This window comes from Halomonas sp. AOP43-A1-21 (assembly GCF_052376775.1).
Lineage (GTDB): Bacteria > Pseudomonadota > Gammaproteobacteria > Pseudomonadales > Halomonadaceae > Vreelandella > Vreelandella colorata.
On the sequence record NZ_JBQSWC010000022.1, the window covers coordinates 18,818 to 37,351 of the forward strand.

Annotated in this window: 18 protein-coding genes; 4 read left to right on the forward strand and 14 right to left on the reverse strand. The window is 52.3% G+C overall.

Annotated features, from left to right (window positions below):
• Positions 1–35: 35 nt before the first annotated feature.
• Genes ACT3R7_RS13075 through ACT3R7_RS13085 form a run of 3 tightly spaced genes read right to left on the reverse strand, consistent with a single transcriptional unit; the run spans position 36 to position 3,568 of the window.
• Entirely contained in the window at positions 36–1,442 is a 1,407-nt protein-coding gene (locus ACT3R7_RS13075) for a Na+/H+ antiporter NhaC family protein (RefSeq protein ID WP_192536912.1), read from the reverse strand.
• 33 nt (positions 1,443–1,475) lie between these two features.
• On the reverse strand, positions 1,476–2,765 hold the full coding sequence (locus ACT3R7_RS13080; RefSeq protein ID WP_192536911.1) for an NAD(P)/FAD-dependent oxidoreductase: 1,290 nt from the start codon (positions 2,763–2,765) through the stop codon (positions 1,476–1,478).
• Positions 2,766–2,770: 5 nt separating this feature from the next.
• Complete coding sequence (locus ACT3R7_RS13085) at positions 2,771–3,568, reverse strand: IclR family transcriptional regulator (RefSeq protein ID WP_225736030.1); 798 nt, start codon at positions 3,566–3,568, stop codon at positions 2,771–2,773.
• A gap of 344 nt (positions 3,569–3,912) precedes the next feature.
• On the opposite strand from ACT3R7_RS13085, the gene ACT3R7_RS13090 reads away from it, so the two are divergent.
• Positions 3,913–4,680 carry a class I SAM-dependent methyltransferase gene (locus tag ACT3R7_RS13090; RefSeq protein WP_192536909.1) on the forward strand — a complete coding sequence of 256 codons (768 nt, stop codon included), beginning with the start codon at positions 3,913–3,915 and terminating at the stop codon, positions 4,678–4,680.
• A 90-nt stretch (positions 4,681–4,770) separates the two neighbouring features.
• Here ACT3R7_RS13090 and ACT3R7_RS13095 read toward each other — a convergent pair whose 3' ends face one another.
• Together ACT3R7_RS13095 and ACT3R7_RS13100 are read right to left on the reverse strand one after the other, a co-directional pair.
• Positions 4,771–6,453, reverse strand: coding sequence for a methyl-accepting chemotaxis protein (locus ACT3R7_RS13095; protein WP_192536908.1), 1,683 nt, complete (start codon positions 6,451–6,453; stop codon positions 4,771–4,773).
• 175 nt (positions 6,454–6,628) lie between these two features.
• Positions 6,629–7,690 (reverse strand): NAD(P)-dependent alcohol dehydrogenase, encoded by a 1,062-nt coding sequence (locus tag ACT3R7_RS13100; protein ID WP_192536907.1) that lies wholly within the window; start codon positions 7,688–7,690, stop codon positions 6,629–6,631.
• Positions 7,691–7,894: 204 nt separating this feature from the next.
• On the opposite strand from ACT3R7_RS13100, the gene ACT3R7_RS13105 reads away from it, so the two are divergent.
• Complete coding sequence (locus tag ACT3R7_RS13105) at positions 7,895–8,788, forward strand: AraC family transcriptional regulator (protein WP_192536906.1); 894 nt, start codon at positions 7,895–7,897, stop codon at positions 8,786–8,788.
• A 33-nt stretch (positions 8,789–8,821) separates the two neighbouring features.
• On the opposite strand, the gene ACT3R7_RS13110 is transcribed toward ACT3R7_RS13105, so the two are convergent.
• A complete protein-coding gene (locus tag ACT3R7_RS13110) occupies positions 8,822–9,247 on the reverse strand; it encodes a VOC family protein (RefSeq protein WP_192536905.1) in 426 nt (141 codons plus the stop codon).
• 134 nt (positions 9,248–9,381) lie between these two features.
• On the opposite strand from ACT3R7_RS13110, the gene ACT3R7_RS13115 reads away from it, so the two are divergent.
• Positions 9,382–10,257 carry a LysR family transcriptional regulator gene (locus ACT3R7_RS13115; RefSeq protein WP_192536904.1) on the forward strand — a complete coding sequence of 292 codons (876 nt, stop codon included), beginning with the start codon at positions 9,382–9,384 and terminating at the stop codon, positions 10,255–10,257.
• A 94-nt stretch (positions 10,258–10,351) separates the two neighbouring features.
• On the opposite strand, the gene mqo is transcribed toward ACT3R7_RS13115, so the two are convergent.
• Positions 10,352–12,055: a malate dehydrogenase (quinone) gene (mqo, locus tag ACT3R7_RS13120; protein WP_192536903.1), complete on the reverse strand. Its 1,704-nt coding sequence runs from the start codon at positions 12,053–12,055 to the stop codon at positions 10,352–10,354.
• 143 nt (positions 12,056–12,198) lie between these two features.
• Between mqo and ACT3R7_RS13125 the strand changes: the two genes are divergently transcribed.
• Positions 12,199–12,417: a DUF3820 family protein gene (locus tag ACT3R7_RS13125; protein ID WP_192536902.1), complete on the forward strand. Its 219-nt coding sequence runs from the start codon at positions 12,199–12,201 to the stop codon at positions 12,415–12,417.
• 2 nt (positions 12,418–12,419) lie between these two features.
• On the opposite strand, the gene ACT3R7_RS13130 is transcribed toward ACT3R7_RS13125, so the two are convergent.
• The 7 genes from ACT3R7_RS13130 to ACT3R7_RS13160 form a co-directional block, all read right to left on the reverse strand.
• Positions 12,420–12,761: a hypothetical protein gene (locus tag ACT3R7_RS13130; RefSeq protein ID WP_193091235.1), complete on the reverse strand. Its 342-nt coding sequence runs from the start codon at positions 12,759–12,761 to the stop codon at positions 12,420–12,422.
• 164 nt (positions 12,762–12,925) lie between these two features.
• A complete protein-coding gene (locus ACT3R7_RS13135) occupies positions 12,926–13,288 on the reverse strand; it encodes a ribbon-helix-helix domain-containing protein (protein WP_193091234.1) in 363 nt (120 codons plus the stop codon).
• Between the two features lie 146 nt (positions 13,289–13,434).
• Positions 13,435–14,004 (reverse strand): DJ-1/PfpI family protein, encoded by a 570-nt coding sequence (locus ACT3R7_RS13140; RefSeq protein ID WP_018916588.1) that lies wholly within the window; start codon positions 14,002–14,004, stop codon positions 13,435–13,437.
• 125 nt (positions 14,005–14,129) lie between these two features.
• Entirely contained in the window at positions 14,130–14,633 is a 504-nt protein-coding gene (locus tag ACT3R7_RS13145; protein ID WP_193091233.1) for a metallophosphoesterase family protein, read from the reverse strand.
• Positions 14,617–15,246 (reverse strand): SDR family oxidoreductase, encoded by a 630-nt coding sequence (locus ACT3R7_RS13150; protein WP_193091232.1) that lies wholly within the window; start codon positions 15,244–15,246, stop codon positions 14,617–14,619. The genes ACT3R7_RS13145 and ACT3R7_RS13150 overlap by 17 nt, the downstream gene beginning before the upstream one ends.
• Before the next feature lie 129 nt (positions 15,247–15,375).
• Positions 15,376–17,481 carry a methyl-accepting chemotaxis protein gene (locus tag ACT3R7_RS13155; protein ID WP_193091231.1) on the reverse strand — a complete coding sequence of 702 codons (2,106 nt, stop codon included), beginning with the start codon at positions 17,479–17,481 and terminating at the stop codon, positions 15,376–15,378.
• Positions 17,482–17,861: 380 nt separating this feature from the next.
• The gene (locus ACT3R7_RS13160) at positions 17,862–18,476 is read right to left on the reverse strand and encodes a flavin reductase family protein (protein ID WP_192536896.1); all 615 of its coding nucleotides are present in this window, start codon (positions 18,474–18,476) and stop codon (positions 17,862–17,864) included.
• Positions 18,477–18,534: the final 58 nt, after the last annotated feature.

Here is an 18,534-nt window from a genome sequence, read left to right on the forward strand (position 1 = left end):
CTGATTGATAAGCAGGTGGAGCCAAGCGTTAAATATTAGAGCGACAGACCAACAACCAAATAGGCGGCCAGAGAGAACAGAGCAACGGTCAATGCAAACGGGATTTGGGTTTTAATATGGTCAATGTGATCAGAAGCCGCCCCAGTGGACGCAAGCACCGAAGTGTCCGATAGCGGTGAGCAGTGATCTCCGAACACTCCTCCACCGGCTACGGCAGCAACCGTTGCATATATCAGCGGGGTAAGCACATCGCCACTAAAATTAAATGCCAGAGGCACTGCCAGCGGCATCATGATCGCGAAAGTACCCCAGGATGAACCTGTTGAAAAAGCTACCAATGCCGCAATTAGAAACGTCATGGCGGGCAACAGCGAAGGCGTAAGCCAGCCCGAGGAAATTTCCACGATATAGCTGGCGGTGCCCATATCCTTGGAAAGCTGATTAAGCGAATAAGCCAGCGCAAGAATAATAATGGCCGGCATAACGCCTTTCATTCCTGAAATTGCTGTTTTCATGATGTCGTTAAAGGGGATGCCTTGCAGGCGCATTACAACGCCCAGGAATACCGCAGCGGCCAAAAAAGCTTCCATGGTTTTAGCAGAACCCATGACAATGAAAGTTCCTACCGCGACACCAATAACAATCATTACCGGGGCAAAAAAGTTTAACAGTAGCCCCGTACGTGCGCCTTCATAGGCGGGAATTTCCGTCAACTCCTCACCCACCAGGGGCTCGGCACCATCGCGAAGCACTTTTCCTTCTTCTTGCGCACGCTTTTCGGCCTGACGCATGGGCCCAAATAGAGGAATGATGCCAATTATCACCAGGCCCACCATAAGTACAGAAAGCCAGGCATAGAGGTTAAAAGGGATCGCATTAAGAAATACGCCCATCGCCTGCCCGGCAGTTTCAATGGGCCCCATACCAATCAGCAGGCCAGAGATAAATACGGCCCACCCGGTGATTGGAACCAATACGCTGACCGGTGCGGATGTTGAGTCGGCAATATAGGCAAGCTTTTCACGGGAGACCCTGTAGCGGTCAGTCAAACCGCGCATCGTACTACCCACGAACAAGGGGCTGAAATAGTCGCTAAAGAAGACAAACATACCCATCAGCCAGGCTATGAGCTGAACGCGGACACGTGTTAAGGCGCGACGCTCAACCCAAGCCGTAAAGTTTTGGATGGCTCCGGTGCGCTGAAAGAAAGCAATGACCGTACCAATGAACAACTCGAGAAGCAGTATCCAGGAGAAGCTGGTCGTGCCCAACGTTTCCTTTAACAGGGTGGGAAAGCCCATCAAGCCATTCCCCAGTGTAATCACGCCGACAAAGCAGGCCACTGCTAATGAGAAAACGGTATTACGCGTAATAAATGCCAGGATAATAGCTAACGTGGCAGGAAGAATGGACAGCAATCCGATATGTGCTTGGGGATCCATAGGAATCTCTCTGTTTTTATAAGGAAGGAGCTTTCAAGTTTCACGTTTTGCTTTACGACGCTCGATACCGCTTTTTAAATAGAACCCCAGCTTGCGTATCGGGCTCGGGGGCATCCAGCTGGCTTTACCAAATAGCGATGCAATATCCTCAACCGGTAAACCTAACGCATGGCGCGCCAGGGCATCCCCCAAATAGGTGCCTTTGACTATTCCCCCACCGTTACACCCAGCCGAGACATACAGGCCTGACTGCAGTTCACCCCAAAACGGCGCGCCGTTATACGTCAGGCCCGTGGTTCCGCCCCACATCTTGTCGAAATGCACAGGGCCAAGCTCAGGATAGCGAGCCTCAAGACTGGCTTTCAGCTCAGCCTCAATAAGTGCATTGTCAGCCTCTTTTTCGTAGCTATAACGTGAGCGAATCATCAGCCGTCCATCACTGGTGGTTCGCAGCGTACAACCCAGGCGGTGCGCCGGCAGTAGTCCCCATTGCTCACTAATAATGCGCTGCTGGTCGGCGCTAGAGAGAGGAGGCGTTAATGCTGCATACGTATAGATGGCCGTTAACCGCGAGGTGTCAGCACCTAATGCACGCGAGAACGCATTGTTGGCAAGAATGACGGTTGGCGTTTTAACTTCGCCTTCAGGCGTGATTACGCGCCAGCCAGCGCCATCAGGTAAAACGCCGATAGCCGGTGAGCGTTCAAATAGCTGAATGGCAGGATCAAGGTTATCCACCAAGCCGGTGATCAGTGCAGCCGGTTGCACCAGATAGCAATCCGGCGAATAAAGCCCCTGCTGGTAGTAATTAGTGCCCAGCCGTTCATAAAGCTCAGCCTTATCAATAGCTTGATAGCTTAAGCCAGCCCCTTCGAGAAACTCACGGTATTGGTGTAGCGCATGCTGCCCAATATCGCTACGTGCCGCTCGATAGGTGCCGCTATGATGAAGCTGGCAATCAATGCCATATTGCTCGACTCGCTCACGCAATAGCGCCATCGTTTGGCGACTAAGCGCGTTCAACTTGGCCATACGCGCCAATTCATTGGGATGCGCGTCATTAGCTAGCGCCACTTCAAGCATGAAACCAGAATTTCGCCCAGGGCTACCTTCACCGATGCTATCGGCTTCAAGTAACGTAACGCGGTCTTGGGAATGATGTTTTTGCCACGCCATCGCCGCAGCCACACCCGTATAACCAGCGCCAATAATCACCACGTCGGCGACGTCAGAGCCTTGAAGAGATGGTTTTTCCTGGCGCGTGGGTAGCCAGTCGTTCCAGCCGCAACTTCGCTGGTGAGTAGGGTGAGTGGGTAGTGACATGGTAGTTATTCCAGATAAAGTAATCCGTGGGCCTGATCAATCATTTCGCGAACCTCAGAGTGCATGTTTTCCAGAACCTCTTTGCGGTGAGTGTCCGTCATGCGCGACTTGAGCATTGAGCAGCTCATCGCGCCCAACGGGTGCCCGCTATGATCAAGAATGGGAATAGCTAGCCCGGCGTATTCGGGCAGCAAAGAGCCTTCAACGCCCCGCGCAAATCCGTGCTCCTTTAGGTGGGTAATTTCAACGTTGACTGCCGCAATGGAAATCCCATACTCATTCAGAAGAGTTTCTGCATTGCGGCTTAATATGTCTTGTTGCTCTTCAACGGGAAGGTAAGCGAGCAGCGCAATAGAGGCTTGCCCTACGCCTAACGGCACACGTCCCCCCGTCGCTCGTACAAAACTGCCAACAGGATAGGCGCCGTTTTGGACTTCCAGGCAGACCGCATTAACGCCATCCTGAGCAAACAGATAAAAACTATCCCCAAGCCGTTGGGCTAGCGCCAATAACCTGGGACGAGACAAGTCACGAAGCCCCGCCCCATTACCCGCCTGAGCACCTAGCACCAGGAGTTCGTAACCCAATAGATAACGGCCTCTAACAGGTGATGATCGCAAATAACCTTGCTGCTTAAGGCTTTTCAGCAAGCGATAAAGTGTGGGACGACTGAAGTCAAGCGCCGTTAAATAGTCGTCGATGCTTGCACCACGGTGGCCACCCTGCGCCGTCACTTTTAGTATCTGCATTGCATGAATCAGCGTGGCGGGCCCAGCACGATGAGATTGCTCATAAGTTGACATGGTTTTTATCATTATTGGCTTCTTTGTTTTAAAACATAACAAGACAAAACGACCAATTCATCTCACATAGTGAGACATGCAAATTAATACAATAAAACGACTTTTCCTTTGATGGAGAGTCAAAGGCGGAGTGTGATTAAAATCGTGTCTGACGTGATGAGCTAGATAGCAAGCACTAGACCGTAAGTGATCTTATAAGGCAGAAAAGGCGCTCAAAAGTGGCATCTGAGTTAACGTTCATACGCTTAAAAAATCAGATATTTTCTTGTCGGCGCAGACGTTATGCCGCCGCAGGCTATACTCTTTGTACTCCCCTTGAAATATAACGATGCTAGGAAGCCGCCATGAACAACATTACGCCGAATGCGCCTGGTCAAGAGTGGGATGCTGGCCAATATGCTAGAAATGCTGACTTTGTTTCCAAACTGGGTAGTGATGTCGTTAAGCTGCTCTCGCCTCAACCGGGCCAACGCATTTTAGACTTGGGCTGCGGTGACGGTGCATTAACTGAGCAATTGATGCAGCTCGGCGCCGATGTGTTAGGCGTTGATACCTCAGAGGACATGGTGGAGGCCGCCCGCCAACGCGGGATTACCGCGCGTCTGGTTGATGCGCACGACCTTCCATTTGATCACGAATTTGATGCCGTTTTTAGCAACGCTGCTCTGCACTGGATGCTTGACCCACAAGCGGTTCTGTCTGGCGTTAAGCGTGCATTGAAACCGGGCGGTCGGTTTGTCGCTGAGTTTGGTGGGCACGGTAACGTTGCGGCCATTTGCACCGCACTGATTGCGTCGCTTCAGTTTCGAGGGGTTAGCGCTCGCGGGCGGCATCCATGGTATTTCCCAACCACCGAAGAGTACGCCCACTTACTACAAACCGTTGGATTTCAGGTGGATTCCATCGAGCTGATCCCTCGCCCTACTGCGTTACCTACAGGCATGACAGGTTGGATTGAAACCTTCGCCAGCCCGTTTTTACATGGGCTGGAAGAGGATCTCCGCCACTCCATAATTGATAACACCATCATGCTGCTGAGCCATAGTTTAAACGATGGCCAAGGCAATTGGACCGCTGACTACGTACGCTTACGGGTATCAGCCCACGTCTAGTTTGTACTGAGAAGACGTTCTACTCAGCACCCTGACCAGGCTTGTTAACTTTCTTACCAGCCCGGTCAGGTGAAACACCAAAACGTTTATTTAAAACTCATCCCAATCATCAGCGGCCGTTTCTTTAACACCAACCTGTCGGGAAGGCTTTTTAGTAGAGGAGCTAGTCTCCGTAGACCATGATGAGGGCAATGCAGAAGACGCCAAATATACTGGGGCCTTACCTGCCTGCTCATCAAGGCGAAAAGTTGCCATGAGTTCGGCTAATTGACGCGCCTGATCTTCAAGCGCCCCAGCGGCGGCACTGGTTTGTTGCACCAGTGCGGCATTTTGCTGAGTGACTGAATCCATTTCCGTCAGCGCCGCATTTATTTGCTCGATACCTCCGGTTTGCTCACGGCTTGCCGTTGATATTTCGCCCATCAGGGCGGTTACCTGACCGATCGCCTGAACCGTTTGCTGAATGGTGTGCCCACTGCGTTCAGCCTGCGCGGCGCCACCTGTGATTTGCGACGTCGTTTGCTCAATTAAGCCACGAATTTCCTTGGCTGATTCCGCACTACGGGTGGCAAGCAAGCGAACTTCACTGGCGACGACCGCAAACCCGCGCCCTTGCTCACCGGCTCTAGCAGCTTCAACCGACGCATTAAGCGCCAGAATATTGGTTTGAAACGCAATCGAGTCGATCACACCGATAATATCGTTAACGCGATTCGCGCTGGCCGCAATGTCACGCATCAACTGCACCGTATGCTGAACTTCCTCTCCCCCCGCCTTGGCAGACTGCGAGGCCGCCACCGACAGCTGGTCGGCGGCTACCGCCGTTTCGGCATTTTTGCTCACCGTGGTCGACATTTCTTCCATGCTCGAAGCCGTCTGCTGAAGCGCCGATGCCTGCTGCTCGGTACGTGAGGAGAGATCCTGGCTTCCTACCGAGATATCGCCAGCACCGCTAAAGACACTTTCACTGCTGCTTCTTAACGAGATGACCAGCGTTTTTAGCTTAGCCTGCATTGTGGCTAACGCGCTAAATAGTTGGCCCACTTCGTTTCGACCCCGCGCTTCGATACGCCCGGTCAAGTCACCGTCGGCAATATGCGCAAAATGCGCTATCGCCTGGTTAAGCGGGTGTACTACGCCACGCATCATTGCTATACGGATAAGAATCGCCGCAACAAAGGAAATGAACAGCAAGACCAGGGCGATGACCCCGATTATTTGCGCTAGCTGGTCAACTTGCTCAATCACTCGCCGCCCTCGACTCTCGGTATAGGTAATAAAATCCCCCATGGCCTCGTCAAGCTGGGCGCTGCTCTCGCCTAACGCCTCCTGACGCCGCTGAACCTGAAACGGCGCCGCTTCCAGCAAAGGTATGATGCCATTAATAACGAACGCTTCGTAAGCCACCACTACCGCCTCGCGATAGCCTGCCAATTCGCTTTCCGATAGTACTGGAAGCGCTTGAAACTCATCAAAGCGCGCCTGCGCTGCGGCGACTGCTTCCGTCGCCATTAGTAGGCTGGCTTGGCCTTTTTCCGGGTTCCCCTGAGTGCTAAAGCTTGCAAAACGGTCCAGAAAAGTTTGCGCTCTTAACGCATTGACCTGGGTTCGGTTGGCAAGGTTCGTCAATCGCACATTGATATCGGCAAGCTCCTCAAGTGCTCGGCCACTTGTATGATTGGCGTAAAATCCAAGGCCACTGATCAATCCGATCATAAGTACCATCAATGCCAATGCAGCGGTCAAACCCCACTTAATCGAGAGATGCCTCATCTATTTGATCCCCTTGCTTTTTTAGATATTGATCATTAACAGAGGCCAGAATAAACCAAGCAGAAGCTTTTTACGGCGTACTATCGACCTATGTATAACGCGAGGACATAAAAAAGCCCACCGCAGCAAAAGCCCCGATGGGTGGTTAACACTCCTAATCGTTACTCACTTTCCGTTAGTCGGCAGAGTCCTTTAGCGTGGCCATGTCAATCACAAAACGATAGCGCACGTCGCCTTTCTCCATACGCTCGAAGCCTTCATTGATGTTATTGATATTCAGCATCTCGATATCACAGGTAATTCCCTTCTCAGCGCATAGCGCGAGCAGTTCCTCGGTCTCAGCAATACCGCCAATCAAGGAGCCAGCTACTACTCTGCGCTTGAGCACTAGGTTGAAGGCTTCAATAGCTGGTTCAATCGGCTCTAAAAGACCGACAATAATATGCGTGCCGTCGTATTTGAGTGATGCAAGGTAAGGATTCAAGTCATGCTGGACCGGCACGGTATCCAGCATGAAATCAAAACTTTCCGCGACAGCCTCCATCTGGGACGTGTCGCTTGAAACAACGACGTGGTCAGCGCCATTGCGCTTGGCCTCTTCTACCTTGGCATCTGAGCGGGTAAATACGGTAACTTCAGCACCCAACGCTTTGGCCAGTTTGACGCCCATGTGGCCTAGACCACCCATGCCGATAACGCCCACCTTGTGGCCTTTGCCTACACCGTAATGTTTGAGTGGCGAATAAGTGGTAATACCAGCACAAAGGATGGGCGCCGCAGAAGCCAGATCAATGCCGTCCGGCATCTTCATTACAAAGTGTTCGCTAACCACGATAGCATCTGAATAGCCGCCCTGAGTAATAGTGCTATCCTGCCGATCTAGGCTGCCGTAGGTCATGGTAAACCCTTCCAGACAGTACTGTTCCACGCCATCTTTGCACGCGCTGCAGGTCTGACAGGAGTCGACCATGCAGCCGACACCTACCAGGTCGCCTTCCTTGAAGCGGCTCACCTTGTGGCCTACTGCAGTGACACGGCCCACGATTTCATGGCCGGGCACAACCGGGTACTGACTCATGCCCCAATCGTTACGGGCAAAGTGCAGGTCGCTGTGACAAACCCCACAGTAAAGAATCTCAATGGCGACATCATCAGCACGCGGCTGACGACGCTCAAATGAAAAAGGCGCTAACGGTTTATCCGCCGCAAAGGCAGCGTAGGATTTGGCTTGGCTCATCAGATAAAACTCCTTAAATCGGTGATCCTCTTGACCACGAGGACGCCTGACTATTATTCGCCGATTGAGCAGCAATAACGATGAGCGAAGCTCCGTATTTTTTGCCTATTCCTCCATATAATTGTGATAAAATAACAAAAAATGGCCGATATTTGACATTATTATCTTAAGCTGCCCATTTTCAAACATTTCTGGCAGGTCTTCATGAGCACGCTGTTACCTACCTACCCGCCCTTGGCACGCATTATTGCAACGCTAACCAAGGCAGACGGCATCACCCAGACGCGCTTATCCGGCGTCTCACTGCTGTGTCTGGGGCGCCATCAAGCGCGCACTCCGTTACTGTACGAGCCCAGTCTGACCGTTATTGCTCTGGGCCGAAAAGTGGGCTATCTGGGCGATCGTGAAATTCACTATAACCCCGGGCAATACTTGGTACAGACCCTACCGCTGCCGTTTGAGTGTGAAACCTATGGTTCACCCGAAGCGCCACTGCTGGGTATTTCGGTAAAGTTGGATCCGGCGCTGTTAAGCGAAATGGTCATGGCCATGGGCGATATCAGCGCACCGACTATTTCCCCAAAACCCATGGCGTCGGTTGCCATGACATCAGGCATGCAGGAGGCGGTGGATCGGCTAGCCGTTACACTGACGTGCGCAACAGAATGCGCCATCATGGGAGCAGCACGCATTCGTGAAGTGGTTTTCGAGGCGCTGAAAGGGGAGCAAGGGCCAGCGCTTAGAGCACTAGTAAACGGACAGGGGCACTACTCACGAATAGTGCAGGTGTTGTCGAGGCTTCACGTAAGTTTCGCTGATGAGTTTAAGGTCGAGCAGTTAGCCCAGCAGGCCAGTATGAGCGTTTCGACGTTTCATCACTATTTCAAGCAGATTACTCGCGCTTCCCCTGCCCAGTATCTGAAGCGGCTGCGGCTAATAAAAGCTCAGCAGCTTCTGTCGCAGCAGGGGCATAACGTCAATCAGGCGGCATTGGCGGTGGGCTATCGTAGCGTGCCGCAATTCAGCCGCGACTATAAACGCTACTTTGGCGAATCTCCCCTGCAACATCGCCGCCAGGAGCAAATGCTGCAGGGGTAATTATCACTTACTTGGCCAGATTACGTGGCAAACTCACTTGGCAAAGATTTGGCTCTTGTCCTTGAATGCCTTGAACTCTAACGCGTTACCGCATGGGTCGAGCAAGAACATGGTGGCCTGCTCACCCACTTGGCCTTTAAAGCGCACGTAGGGCTCAATTACGAAAACGGTATTATGTGCCTTCAAGCGCTCGGCAAGCTCCTCCCACTCATCCCACTCTAGAATCACCCCAAAATGCGGCACCGGAACGTCGTGGCCATCTACCGGGTTGGTATGAGCGTTTTCTTGGCTGGGCGTTTTAGGATGCCCGTGAATCACAAGCTGGTGACCAAAGAAATTGAAGTCGACCCAGTTGTCACTGGAGCGCCCTTCTTCTAAGCCGAAAACGTCGTTGTAAAAAGCCCGAGCTAGCGCCACATCGTAAACCGGGATGGCAAGATGGAAAGGGGAAAGGCTCATAGTGGTCTCCTGTTAGCTATCGTTTTGTAAGGCGTGGCGCAAACAAAGTGCCAACCTGTATTAGTCATCCTAGGCCGCGCGATATAAAAATAAAATCAATATCTTTTTCATTAATTCACAAATATTATTTATCAATGATACGAGAATTGAAAACCTTAACGGCCGTTGCTCAAGAAGGCACCTTTGCCTCGGCAGGCCAAAAGATCGGCTTGACGCAAGCAGCCGTCAGCGCACAGATGAAGCGACTAGAAGAACAGCTGGGCGTTACCCTGTTTGCCCGAAAAGGCCGCGCGGCGGTATTAACGGCGCAAGGCCAGGAAGTACTTCAACAGGCACATACCCTATTAGCCCTTTACCGGACGCTTGGCGAAGCCAATGCCGATAAACCTGCCAGAACGCCGGTGAACATAGGCGCTATCGCCTCCATTCAGCGCTCGCTACTGCCCAGTGCCCTGGCTCGCTTTCACCGTGCCTATCCAGACTGTCGGAGCCGCGTGCTGCCGGGGCTTTCCATGGCACTGGTCAATCAGGTGGATGCAGGTGAGCTTGATATGGCGGCCATTATTCGGCCGTTTTTCTCGCTGCACAGCGATTTACGCTGGACACCGCTTGCCCATGAACCTTATCGGCTGATAGTCCCGACTTCTGTTGAAGGTGATGACTGGCGCGAGCTGCTGACCCGAGAACCTTTTGTGCGTTATGACCGCACCTCGTTTGGTGGCCGCCAGGTCGACCGCTTTTTACGCGCCCAGCATTGCCACGTGCGTGAGCTGTGTGAGGTGGATGAACTGGACACTATTATTCAACTGGTTGCCAACGGCGTGGGTATTGCCCTGGTGCCGGAGGTAGCCGCATTGCAGCCTTGGCCGCCAGCGGTGCGCGCCATCTCGCTAGGTGAACATACGTTTCATCGCGATGTAGGGTTGATTCATCGTGCCAGTAGCCAGCTGAGTGCCCCAGCCCGCGCCCTTGCCCAACTGATTTGTGAAGCCGCCAATTGTGATTATTGAAGCCAAAAAAACGCTAGCCCCTTGAAAGGGGCTAGCGTTATCGAGCGCACCTGATATGGCACGTTAGTGCATTCAGGTTTGAGTTGGCAAAACCTTACAGAGCAACTTCTTGTATTTCGGCGTCCTGCTCTTCGCTTTGTGTATCAACGTTTTCGTCAGCGCTGCTTTCTTCACCGGCATCAGCGGCTTCTGATTCAGGCTGTACGTTTTCAACTTCCGTTTGAACGTCTGTGTCTGTTTCAGCAGCATTCATCGGCTCATTCAGCTTAAGCGCTTCTGCCGTATATACACGCATTTCACGCAGCAGCTCTGGGTTTTCGGAAAGGCGCTGGCCGTAGGAAGGCACGATCTGGGTCAGTTTTTCCTGCCACTCGTCGCTTTGTACCTGCTCAGCGAACACGTTTTCCAGCAAATGCAGCATGATGGGCGGCGCGGTAGAGGCACCGGGTGAAGCACCCAGAAGTGCGGCAATAGAGCCGTCTTCAGAGCTTACCACTTCGGTACCAAACTGCAGGAGTCCGCCACGCTCAGGGTCATCCTTGATGATCTGAACCCGCTGGCCAGCAGTCCACAGCTCCCAATCATCGCTGTTCGCTTCGGGGTAAAAATCCTGCAGTGCTTCAAAGCGGTCATCATCTGACATCATTACCTGGCCCACCAGGTAGCGCACCAGGTTGAAATTGTGCATTCCTACCTGAGTTGTCGGCCAGATATTATCAAACGTCATGGAGCCAAATAGGTCAGTCCACGAGCCTTCTTTCAGAAACTTGCTCGAGAAAGTCGCAAACGGGCCATAGAACAGCGCTGGCTTGCCATCCAGGTTACGGAAGTCTAGGTGCGGCACCGACATTGGCGGAGAGCCTTCGCCCGCTTTGGCGTATACCTTGATCTGATGTTGAGACACAACGTCAGGATTGGTGGTGTACAGGAACTGACCGCCCACCGGGAAGCCGGCATAGGCATTCGCTTCCGGAATACCAGATTCCTGAAGTAGCGGCAGCGCGGCACCGCCAGCCCCAATAAACACAAACCGGGCGTCAACGGTGGATTCATCACCGCTTTCCAGGTTTTTAATCGTCACATGCCAGGTATCGTCGTCATTGCGTTCAAGGCCGCGCACTTCACTGTTAAGCGAGAGGGTGAAGTTATCGCTATCACCCAAGCCTTCAATCATCTGGCGAGCCTGGGCACCATAGTTAACTTCTGTACCCATCTGCATGCGGGTCGCGGCAACCGGCTCGTTGTCATCACGACCGACCATGACAAGCGGCATCCACTCAGCGATCTCCTGGCGATCTTCCGAGTATTCCATGCCTTCATATAGCGGGTTTTCAGTCATGCGTGCATAACGTTCGCGCAGGAAAGCGACATCGTCTTGCCCCCACACCAACGCGTGATGCGGTACCGAATTAATAAAGGCTTTGGGGTCGCTAAGAATCCCTTGGTCAACCTGATGGGCCCAGAACTGACGGGAAATTTCAAACTGTTCGGTAACATTAACCGCGCGCTCAATTTCAACGTGCTCGCCATCACCCGGCGTATAATTCATTTCCATAAAGGCAGAGTGGCCGCTGCCTGCGTTATTCCAGGCGTTGGAACTTTCTTCAGCAACCTGACTCAGGCGTTCGTAAAGATAGATATCCCAATCAGGTTCTAATTCTTGAAGATAGGTACCTAGTGTGGCGCTCATGATACCGCCACCAATTAATACAACATCAACAGGCTCATCAGCCGAAACGGGCATCGCTGCCATCGCCAGAAGCGGTGTGCAGAGTAAAAAACTAAAACGTTTGTGCATGTCATATCCAGACGATACATAAGTAACTTACCGAAGCTATAATCGCCCGGCATCGAGGGGGGTATAATTTGTCGACTAAAGTCTAACAAAATTACGTCTTTTCGGAAACCAGCGCGGTAGATAAGCACAGAGGAAACAAAGATATGAGGCCTGAAGACCTTGAAAAACTGGTCACCCGTACGATGCCATTCGGCAAACACCAGGGCTGGCTGATTGCCGATCTGCCGGGGCCCTATCTTAACTGGTTTGCGCGGGAGGGATTTCCATCGGGAGAAATTGGCCAGCTGCTGCAACTAATGCAGGAGATTGACCATAACGGGCTGAGCGACTTGCTTGATCCGTTACGCAAGCCATCTAAATAAGATTATGCGTTTGAACGCGATGCCAACGCCTGCTGATATTCAGCGCGATAAGCCTCCGTATGCTGTATGGGGTGAGCAGGAAAGCGCCCCAACGCGACGGCTTGCTCAAAGAACCCAGCGGCGGGCATATTTTCGCCCCGGCGGCTGACCACCAATGCAGCGATAAATGGCCGATGAGAAGCGGCATCGTCGCGCATAAGCTGTTCCAACGCCTGCGTTACCCGCTGAATAGTACGAGGAGGCGTCAAGCCCAATGCCGCCGCCACTTGTTGATAAGTCATCGGTAATGTTTTTTCCGGTGCCGTGGCGAGTAATTGACGCACGGCAGTGGCAACATCTGTCATAAAAGTCCTGTTAATGACTGTCTTGAGTACTGTTTCAAGTACTGTTTCAAGTACTGTCTCAAGTACCGTCTCAAGTACTGTTTCAAGTACCGTCTCCGCCACTATCTTTATCGCTACCCATCGGTGCCTTAATGTTGCTCATTATAACTCTGAGGCGGTAAGGATTAGTGAACCTGGCTGCGCCTGGATCGACTTTCACGAATGAGTATTTCCTCGGCATCCAGAGTCGCAATCGGTACCTCATGCTGAGCGGGAATGTCTCCCGATAGTTGAAGCGCCTGGTAACGCAGCGCGCACACGCGTAAAAACGAGGTGAAATTACCCAGGTCGTGTCCGGCATCGATAGATTCATGATATAGGCGAGTAATCAGTTGAGCCGTATTCATACCATCACGCGTGGCGATCTCTTCCAGAATGAGCCAGAAGTAGTGCTCCATTCGCACGCTCGTCACCATGCCATCAATACGCAGTGAATGCGTCGCGCTGGACCACAGCTCAGGATTGGCGTGAATAAAGAGTTTGCACATGGGTGTGATCTCTTAACGTTCAGATAAGTCGTTAGCATAGCGGGCAACGACGCTACGCGCCTAATGTCTGTAGATGCATGTCTGTAGATGCATGTCGGTTAGGCGCGCAGGCTTCGCTTTATATGATTATGCTAACGACCCAGTGCTCACTTGTTTAGCAGCGCCATAAATTGAGCAAGCCAAGCCGGGTGTGCTGGCCAAGCGGGCGCCGTTACCAGGTTGCCATCGGTTACCGCATCACTTACGTCGATGCTGGCGAAATGCCCGCCCGCAAGCTCAACTTCTGGCTGGCAAGCGGGGTATGCAGAACACTGCCTTCCTTCGAGCACTTTTGCAGCGGCTAACAGTTGTGCGCCGTGGCAAATCGCGGCGACAGGCTTGTTGGCTTCAAAAAAGTGCCGAACCATCGTCAACACATCTTGATTCAAACGTAGGTATTCCGGAGCACGCCCACCGGGTACCACCAGGGCATCATAATCAGCGGGATCGATACGCTCAAAATCGGCATTGAGCGCAAATCGGTGACCAGGTTTTTCAGAATAGGTTTGATCACCTTCGAAATCATGAATCGCCGTCGCCACGGTGTCACCCGATGCCTTGCCAGGGCAAACAGCATCTACCTGATGGCCAACTGCCATTAATGCCTGGAAAGGAACCATGGTTTCGTAATCTTCAGTAAAGTCGCCAGTAATCATCAAGATACGCTTGCTGCTCATCTCCGCACTCCTTATTGTTTTATCATCGAGCACACGCTGAGTGTGTAACACAAGCCTAACAAGCGCTTTTACTTCAGGGGTAGTACGTCATTACTACACTGTTTTTTATGACCAAGAACGCGCCTTCAAAGCGGTAAGTGAATAATCGCGCGCTTTATCTGGTGCTCTTCAAGCCATAATTTGCCAAGCGTAATAGGTAGTTTAAAGCGACGCTTGCCCGCCGCGCCGGGGTTAAATAGCAGGCGATCCTCTTGCCACTCGTTACGCGGCTTGTGAGAGTGGCCATGCAAAACCACATCACAAGGCGTCGCTTCATCGAAATCGATAAGGCGATGTACCAGATGCAGCCGCCAACCATTTACGTCAAGCGAATGGGTTAGCGGCAATGACTCGGCCCATGGAGCGGTATCGATGTTGCCCTTAACCACAAACAGCGGCGCTATTTGCTCAAGGCGATCAAGAATGGACTGATCTTCCGGCTTTTGGCCGACATCGCCTAAATGAAGAATGAGCCCACACCCCGTTAAGTAAGTGAGGGCTTCATCGCGTAGCAACCCATGCGTGTCGGCAATCACGCCGACAGGCGCATCGAGCGTCAATAAGGGCTCGGGTTTAGTGCACGAGGTCACTAATGGATTCCTTACCGTTCAAGAGTGTGAACTCCTTATCTTTCAACGTAGGTGTTTTCACAACGTGCAGTAAGGCATGAGCAACATCTGCCCGGGTAATGGATTGTTCAGGAGATGCCTGCATCGTTCCGGCAAATCCGTGCGTTGCCTTCTCATCAGTCAAGGGGCCTGGCTTGAGGATGACGTGGGGAACTTTGGCAAAGCGTAGGTGGCTATCCGCGGCAAACTTGGCAGCCATGTAAGGGCGCATCTTTTCGGGTGCATCCAAAGGGCGCTCTGCGCGAATAGCGCTCACCATAATATAGCGATCAAGCCCTTTTTCACTGGCAATATCGGCGGCCCGAATAGCACCAAACAGATCGATCATGAGCGTTTTATCCGGGCCGGTGTGTGGCCCAGAACCGGCGGTGAAAACCACCTGATCGCAGCCTTCAAAGGCATGTTCAAGCTCACCTTCAAGGTCGGCGATCACCGTTTCGATGCCGCGTTCAGTAAACCAGGCAGCTTGCTCATCCTTGCGCACCATGGCCTTGATCGGCACATCAGCCTGTTTGGCCAGCTCGCAAAACTGTTTACCGATCTGCCCGTTGGCGCCAATCACTAATGTCGTCATTTCACTTCCTTGATTTGGATGACTGTCTCTTGATGGGTGCAGGCACCTCGGCTATAAATCAACCCCTAAAACGCAACACAGCGAACGTGCCTAAGACACGTTCGCTGAAAGAAAGCACGGCGGCGATGGTTAGGTTAACTGCATCGGTGCCTTATGTTGCGGTAATGAAAGTGCATTTTGCCCAACGCTGTCGCTAACCCTGAAGCGGCTAACCAGCGTATGCATATCACCGGCACGCTCATCAAGCTCCTGGCTCGCGCTTGAAGCATCCTGCACTAAGCGAGCGTTCTGGTGGGTTACCTGATCTAGCTGGGAAATCGCCTGGTTGATCTGCTCGATCCCCGTAGACTGCTCTTGCGTTGCGTCGGCGATCTCGGTCACGTAGCGCGTGACTTCAGAGAGACTATCGATAATTTCCTGAAGGTGCGTGCTGGAGGCATTTACCAACTCCTCACCCTCGCTGACCTTGGCCACGCTATCATCGACCAGATGCCGGATTTGCGCCGCCTCATCCGCACTGCGCCCGGCAAGTTTACGCACTTCCTGGGCCACTACCGCAAAGCCACGCCCCTGTTCGCCTGCACGAGCGGCCTCTACGGAGGCATTTAGCGCCAGTAAGTTGGTCTGGAAGGCAATATCGTCAATGGCTTTAATGATTGAGGTGATTTTCTCGCTCGCTTCGCGAATGTCACTCATCGCGGCTGTAGTGCGCTTGGCGACATCTCCTGCCGAGCGGGCTCGCTGATCAACACTGCCACTGGCGTCTTTGGCCTGGTATGCGTAATCGGCGGTTTGCTTCACTGTCGAGGTAATTTGCTCAAGGCTAGACGCTGTTTCCGCAAGCGAAGCGGACTGCTGGTCGGTACGCTGGGAGAGGTTTTCATTGCCGCTGGCAATCTGTCGGCTACTCGCAGCAATGGCCTCAGCGCTTTCCCGAATCTGCGCGACCATACCTTCGAACGTATCCATCATCCGGTTAAAGGCCTGAGCGGTTTGGCCCACTTCATCATTGCGCTGTAACATCAGGCGCTGTGAAAGGTCGGCATTTTCACCGGCGGCACCGCTAATATTTTCCATCTGACGACGCATGGCGACCAGCGGGCCTAGAACACGTACCAGCGTACGCCAGCCAAAGATGGCCAGTAGCGTAACAACTCCAAGCGTTACGCCAATCAGCAGCGTCAAACCGGTAGCTGCTAAGGCTTCAGCCCGGTTAACGGCACTATCCGCCTGAGCAACGGCGTAGTTTTCTACCTCGCCTAGCGCTTGCTGCATTGCTTGCATAGCGCTTGCGACATTCGTAAGCGCTATCTGAACCTGCTCACTGAGCTCCAGCTGCTGCTCACGCAGCATAGACACCGACATGGGGCCGGTTATCATGATGCTTTCAAGCTCGTCGACCACCTCAGACAGCGCAGTGACCATACGCGCCTGATTTCTATCGGAATTAGGCGCATCGAGAATAGCGGATAATGAACTACGCACCTGGCTAAACTGCGTTTCAATAAACTGCTGACGTAACATGGAAAGCATCCCGCTATTGGACGCCTGTACCATTTGATGGCCATATCCTGCCAACATCGCCAGTGCCGTACGTACATCGGCACTATAACGCCCTATATTGGCGCCCTGAACAAACAAACCATCCAGAATCGTTGTGGGTAGCGTGGTCATGTCATCTTCACGCCACGCCTCCATAAGGTCCCTTTGATCACGCTGATAGCGCTGCTGATTAAGCACCGAAACGTTAGCGATCTCTTCCGCGCTACTCATGGCGCTACTCACAAACATTTCCATGTTGCCCAGCTGGGCGTCCATTTCCGATTTCAGATTAAGCTCAACCTGACGCACCATTTCAAGCTCAGCATCACCGTCCAATAGCGCATTATAATGACTATCGAGGGTTGCCAGCTGCGCTTGAGCCCCGTCCTCTTTCAGCGCTTCGCGTGCATCCATAAAACGTTGATTAAGTGTCTCTTCAGACACGACGTTTTCCAGTGCAGACTCATCTTCTGCAGCGAGCAGCTCACTATGGCGTTGGCCAAAAGCGGCCATGGTCAGTACCAAACGGCGGCTGGCATCCTGAAGGGGAAGCACCTCATCGGTAATAGTGTGCTGGGAGTTGATAAGCCGCTGATTGGTAAACCAACCGGTAGCAGCAAGCGCAACCGCGCCCAGCATTGCCATGATGAAAAGGCTGATTAACATGGCGCGGATACTGAAAGTCTTTTTCATTATGGGTGTTCGCTTGTGTCAGAAGTTATACAGGTAACGTCTGCTTTTTTTTGAAAAAGCACCTCTAATAAGGCGGCTAAGGATAACCGCTTAGGGCAAGGGTTAGGTATTCATTTTCCAAAAAAATCGATATAAATGACGACCTTGAGCGCCATTACAACGCTCTTTCCAAAAACGGATATCACGCTACTAGTATCGGCAGGGGGTAGTTTAACTAAAGCTTATTTATACTTAAGTTAGCGATTGCTTTATAAGAATTGTATTGAAAGCGTTTCTGACCTAAGCACCAGGCAGTTCTGGCCCGAGACATAGAACCTGATATAGAAACGGATATAGAACCTGAAATAGCTTCAGACATAGCTCAGTGCAGGCTTGCTAGATTAAGCCGGGCGCTCAATAGCAAAGCGGTCGGTTGCACGAGCGTAGTCACTACCCGCTAGCCGGCCAATAGGCTTGAGTAAATCGATATCTACATGACGGCCATCCCATACGGCGTCATCGATATGAATAGACACTATCTGCGCCAACACCAGCGTACCCGCCAAAGGCTGGTCGCCAAAGCGAATCAACTCATAGAGCTTGCAACCAAAGGCAACTGGGGATGCTGCGATACGCGGCACTGAAACGCCTGACATTGGCGCTTTCTCAAGCCCTGCAAGCGTAAACTCATCTTCCTCTCTGGGCAGGCTGGCACTAGTTGTGTTCAGCGCTTCGATCAGCGCTTCACTACCAATATGCACCACGCATTCCGGCAATTCCTCTAGATTGCGAATTGTATCTTTCGGCTGCCCGCTGCCATCTAGAAGTGGCGAAAAAGCCAAGACAGGCGGGGTCACGCTTGCCACATTGAAAAACGAAAAGGGCGCAAGATTGTCCTTCCCACTGGTACCTTGAGTGGCTACCCACGCAATCGGGCGTGGGCAGATACTTCCTGAGAGCAGGCGATAAATAATCCCAGCGCTTAACGGAGAATCCTCTAATAAATAGTCGCTCATTCATTGCTCCTTGATTGCCAAACGTAAGGGTAGTATCACTTTATAACAGCACGCTATC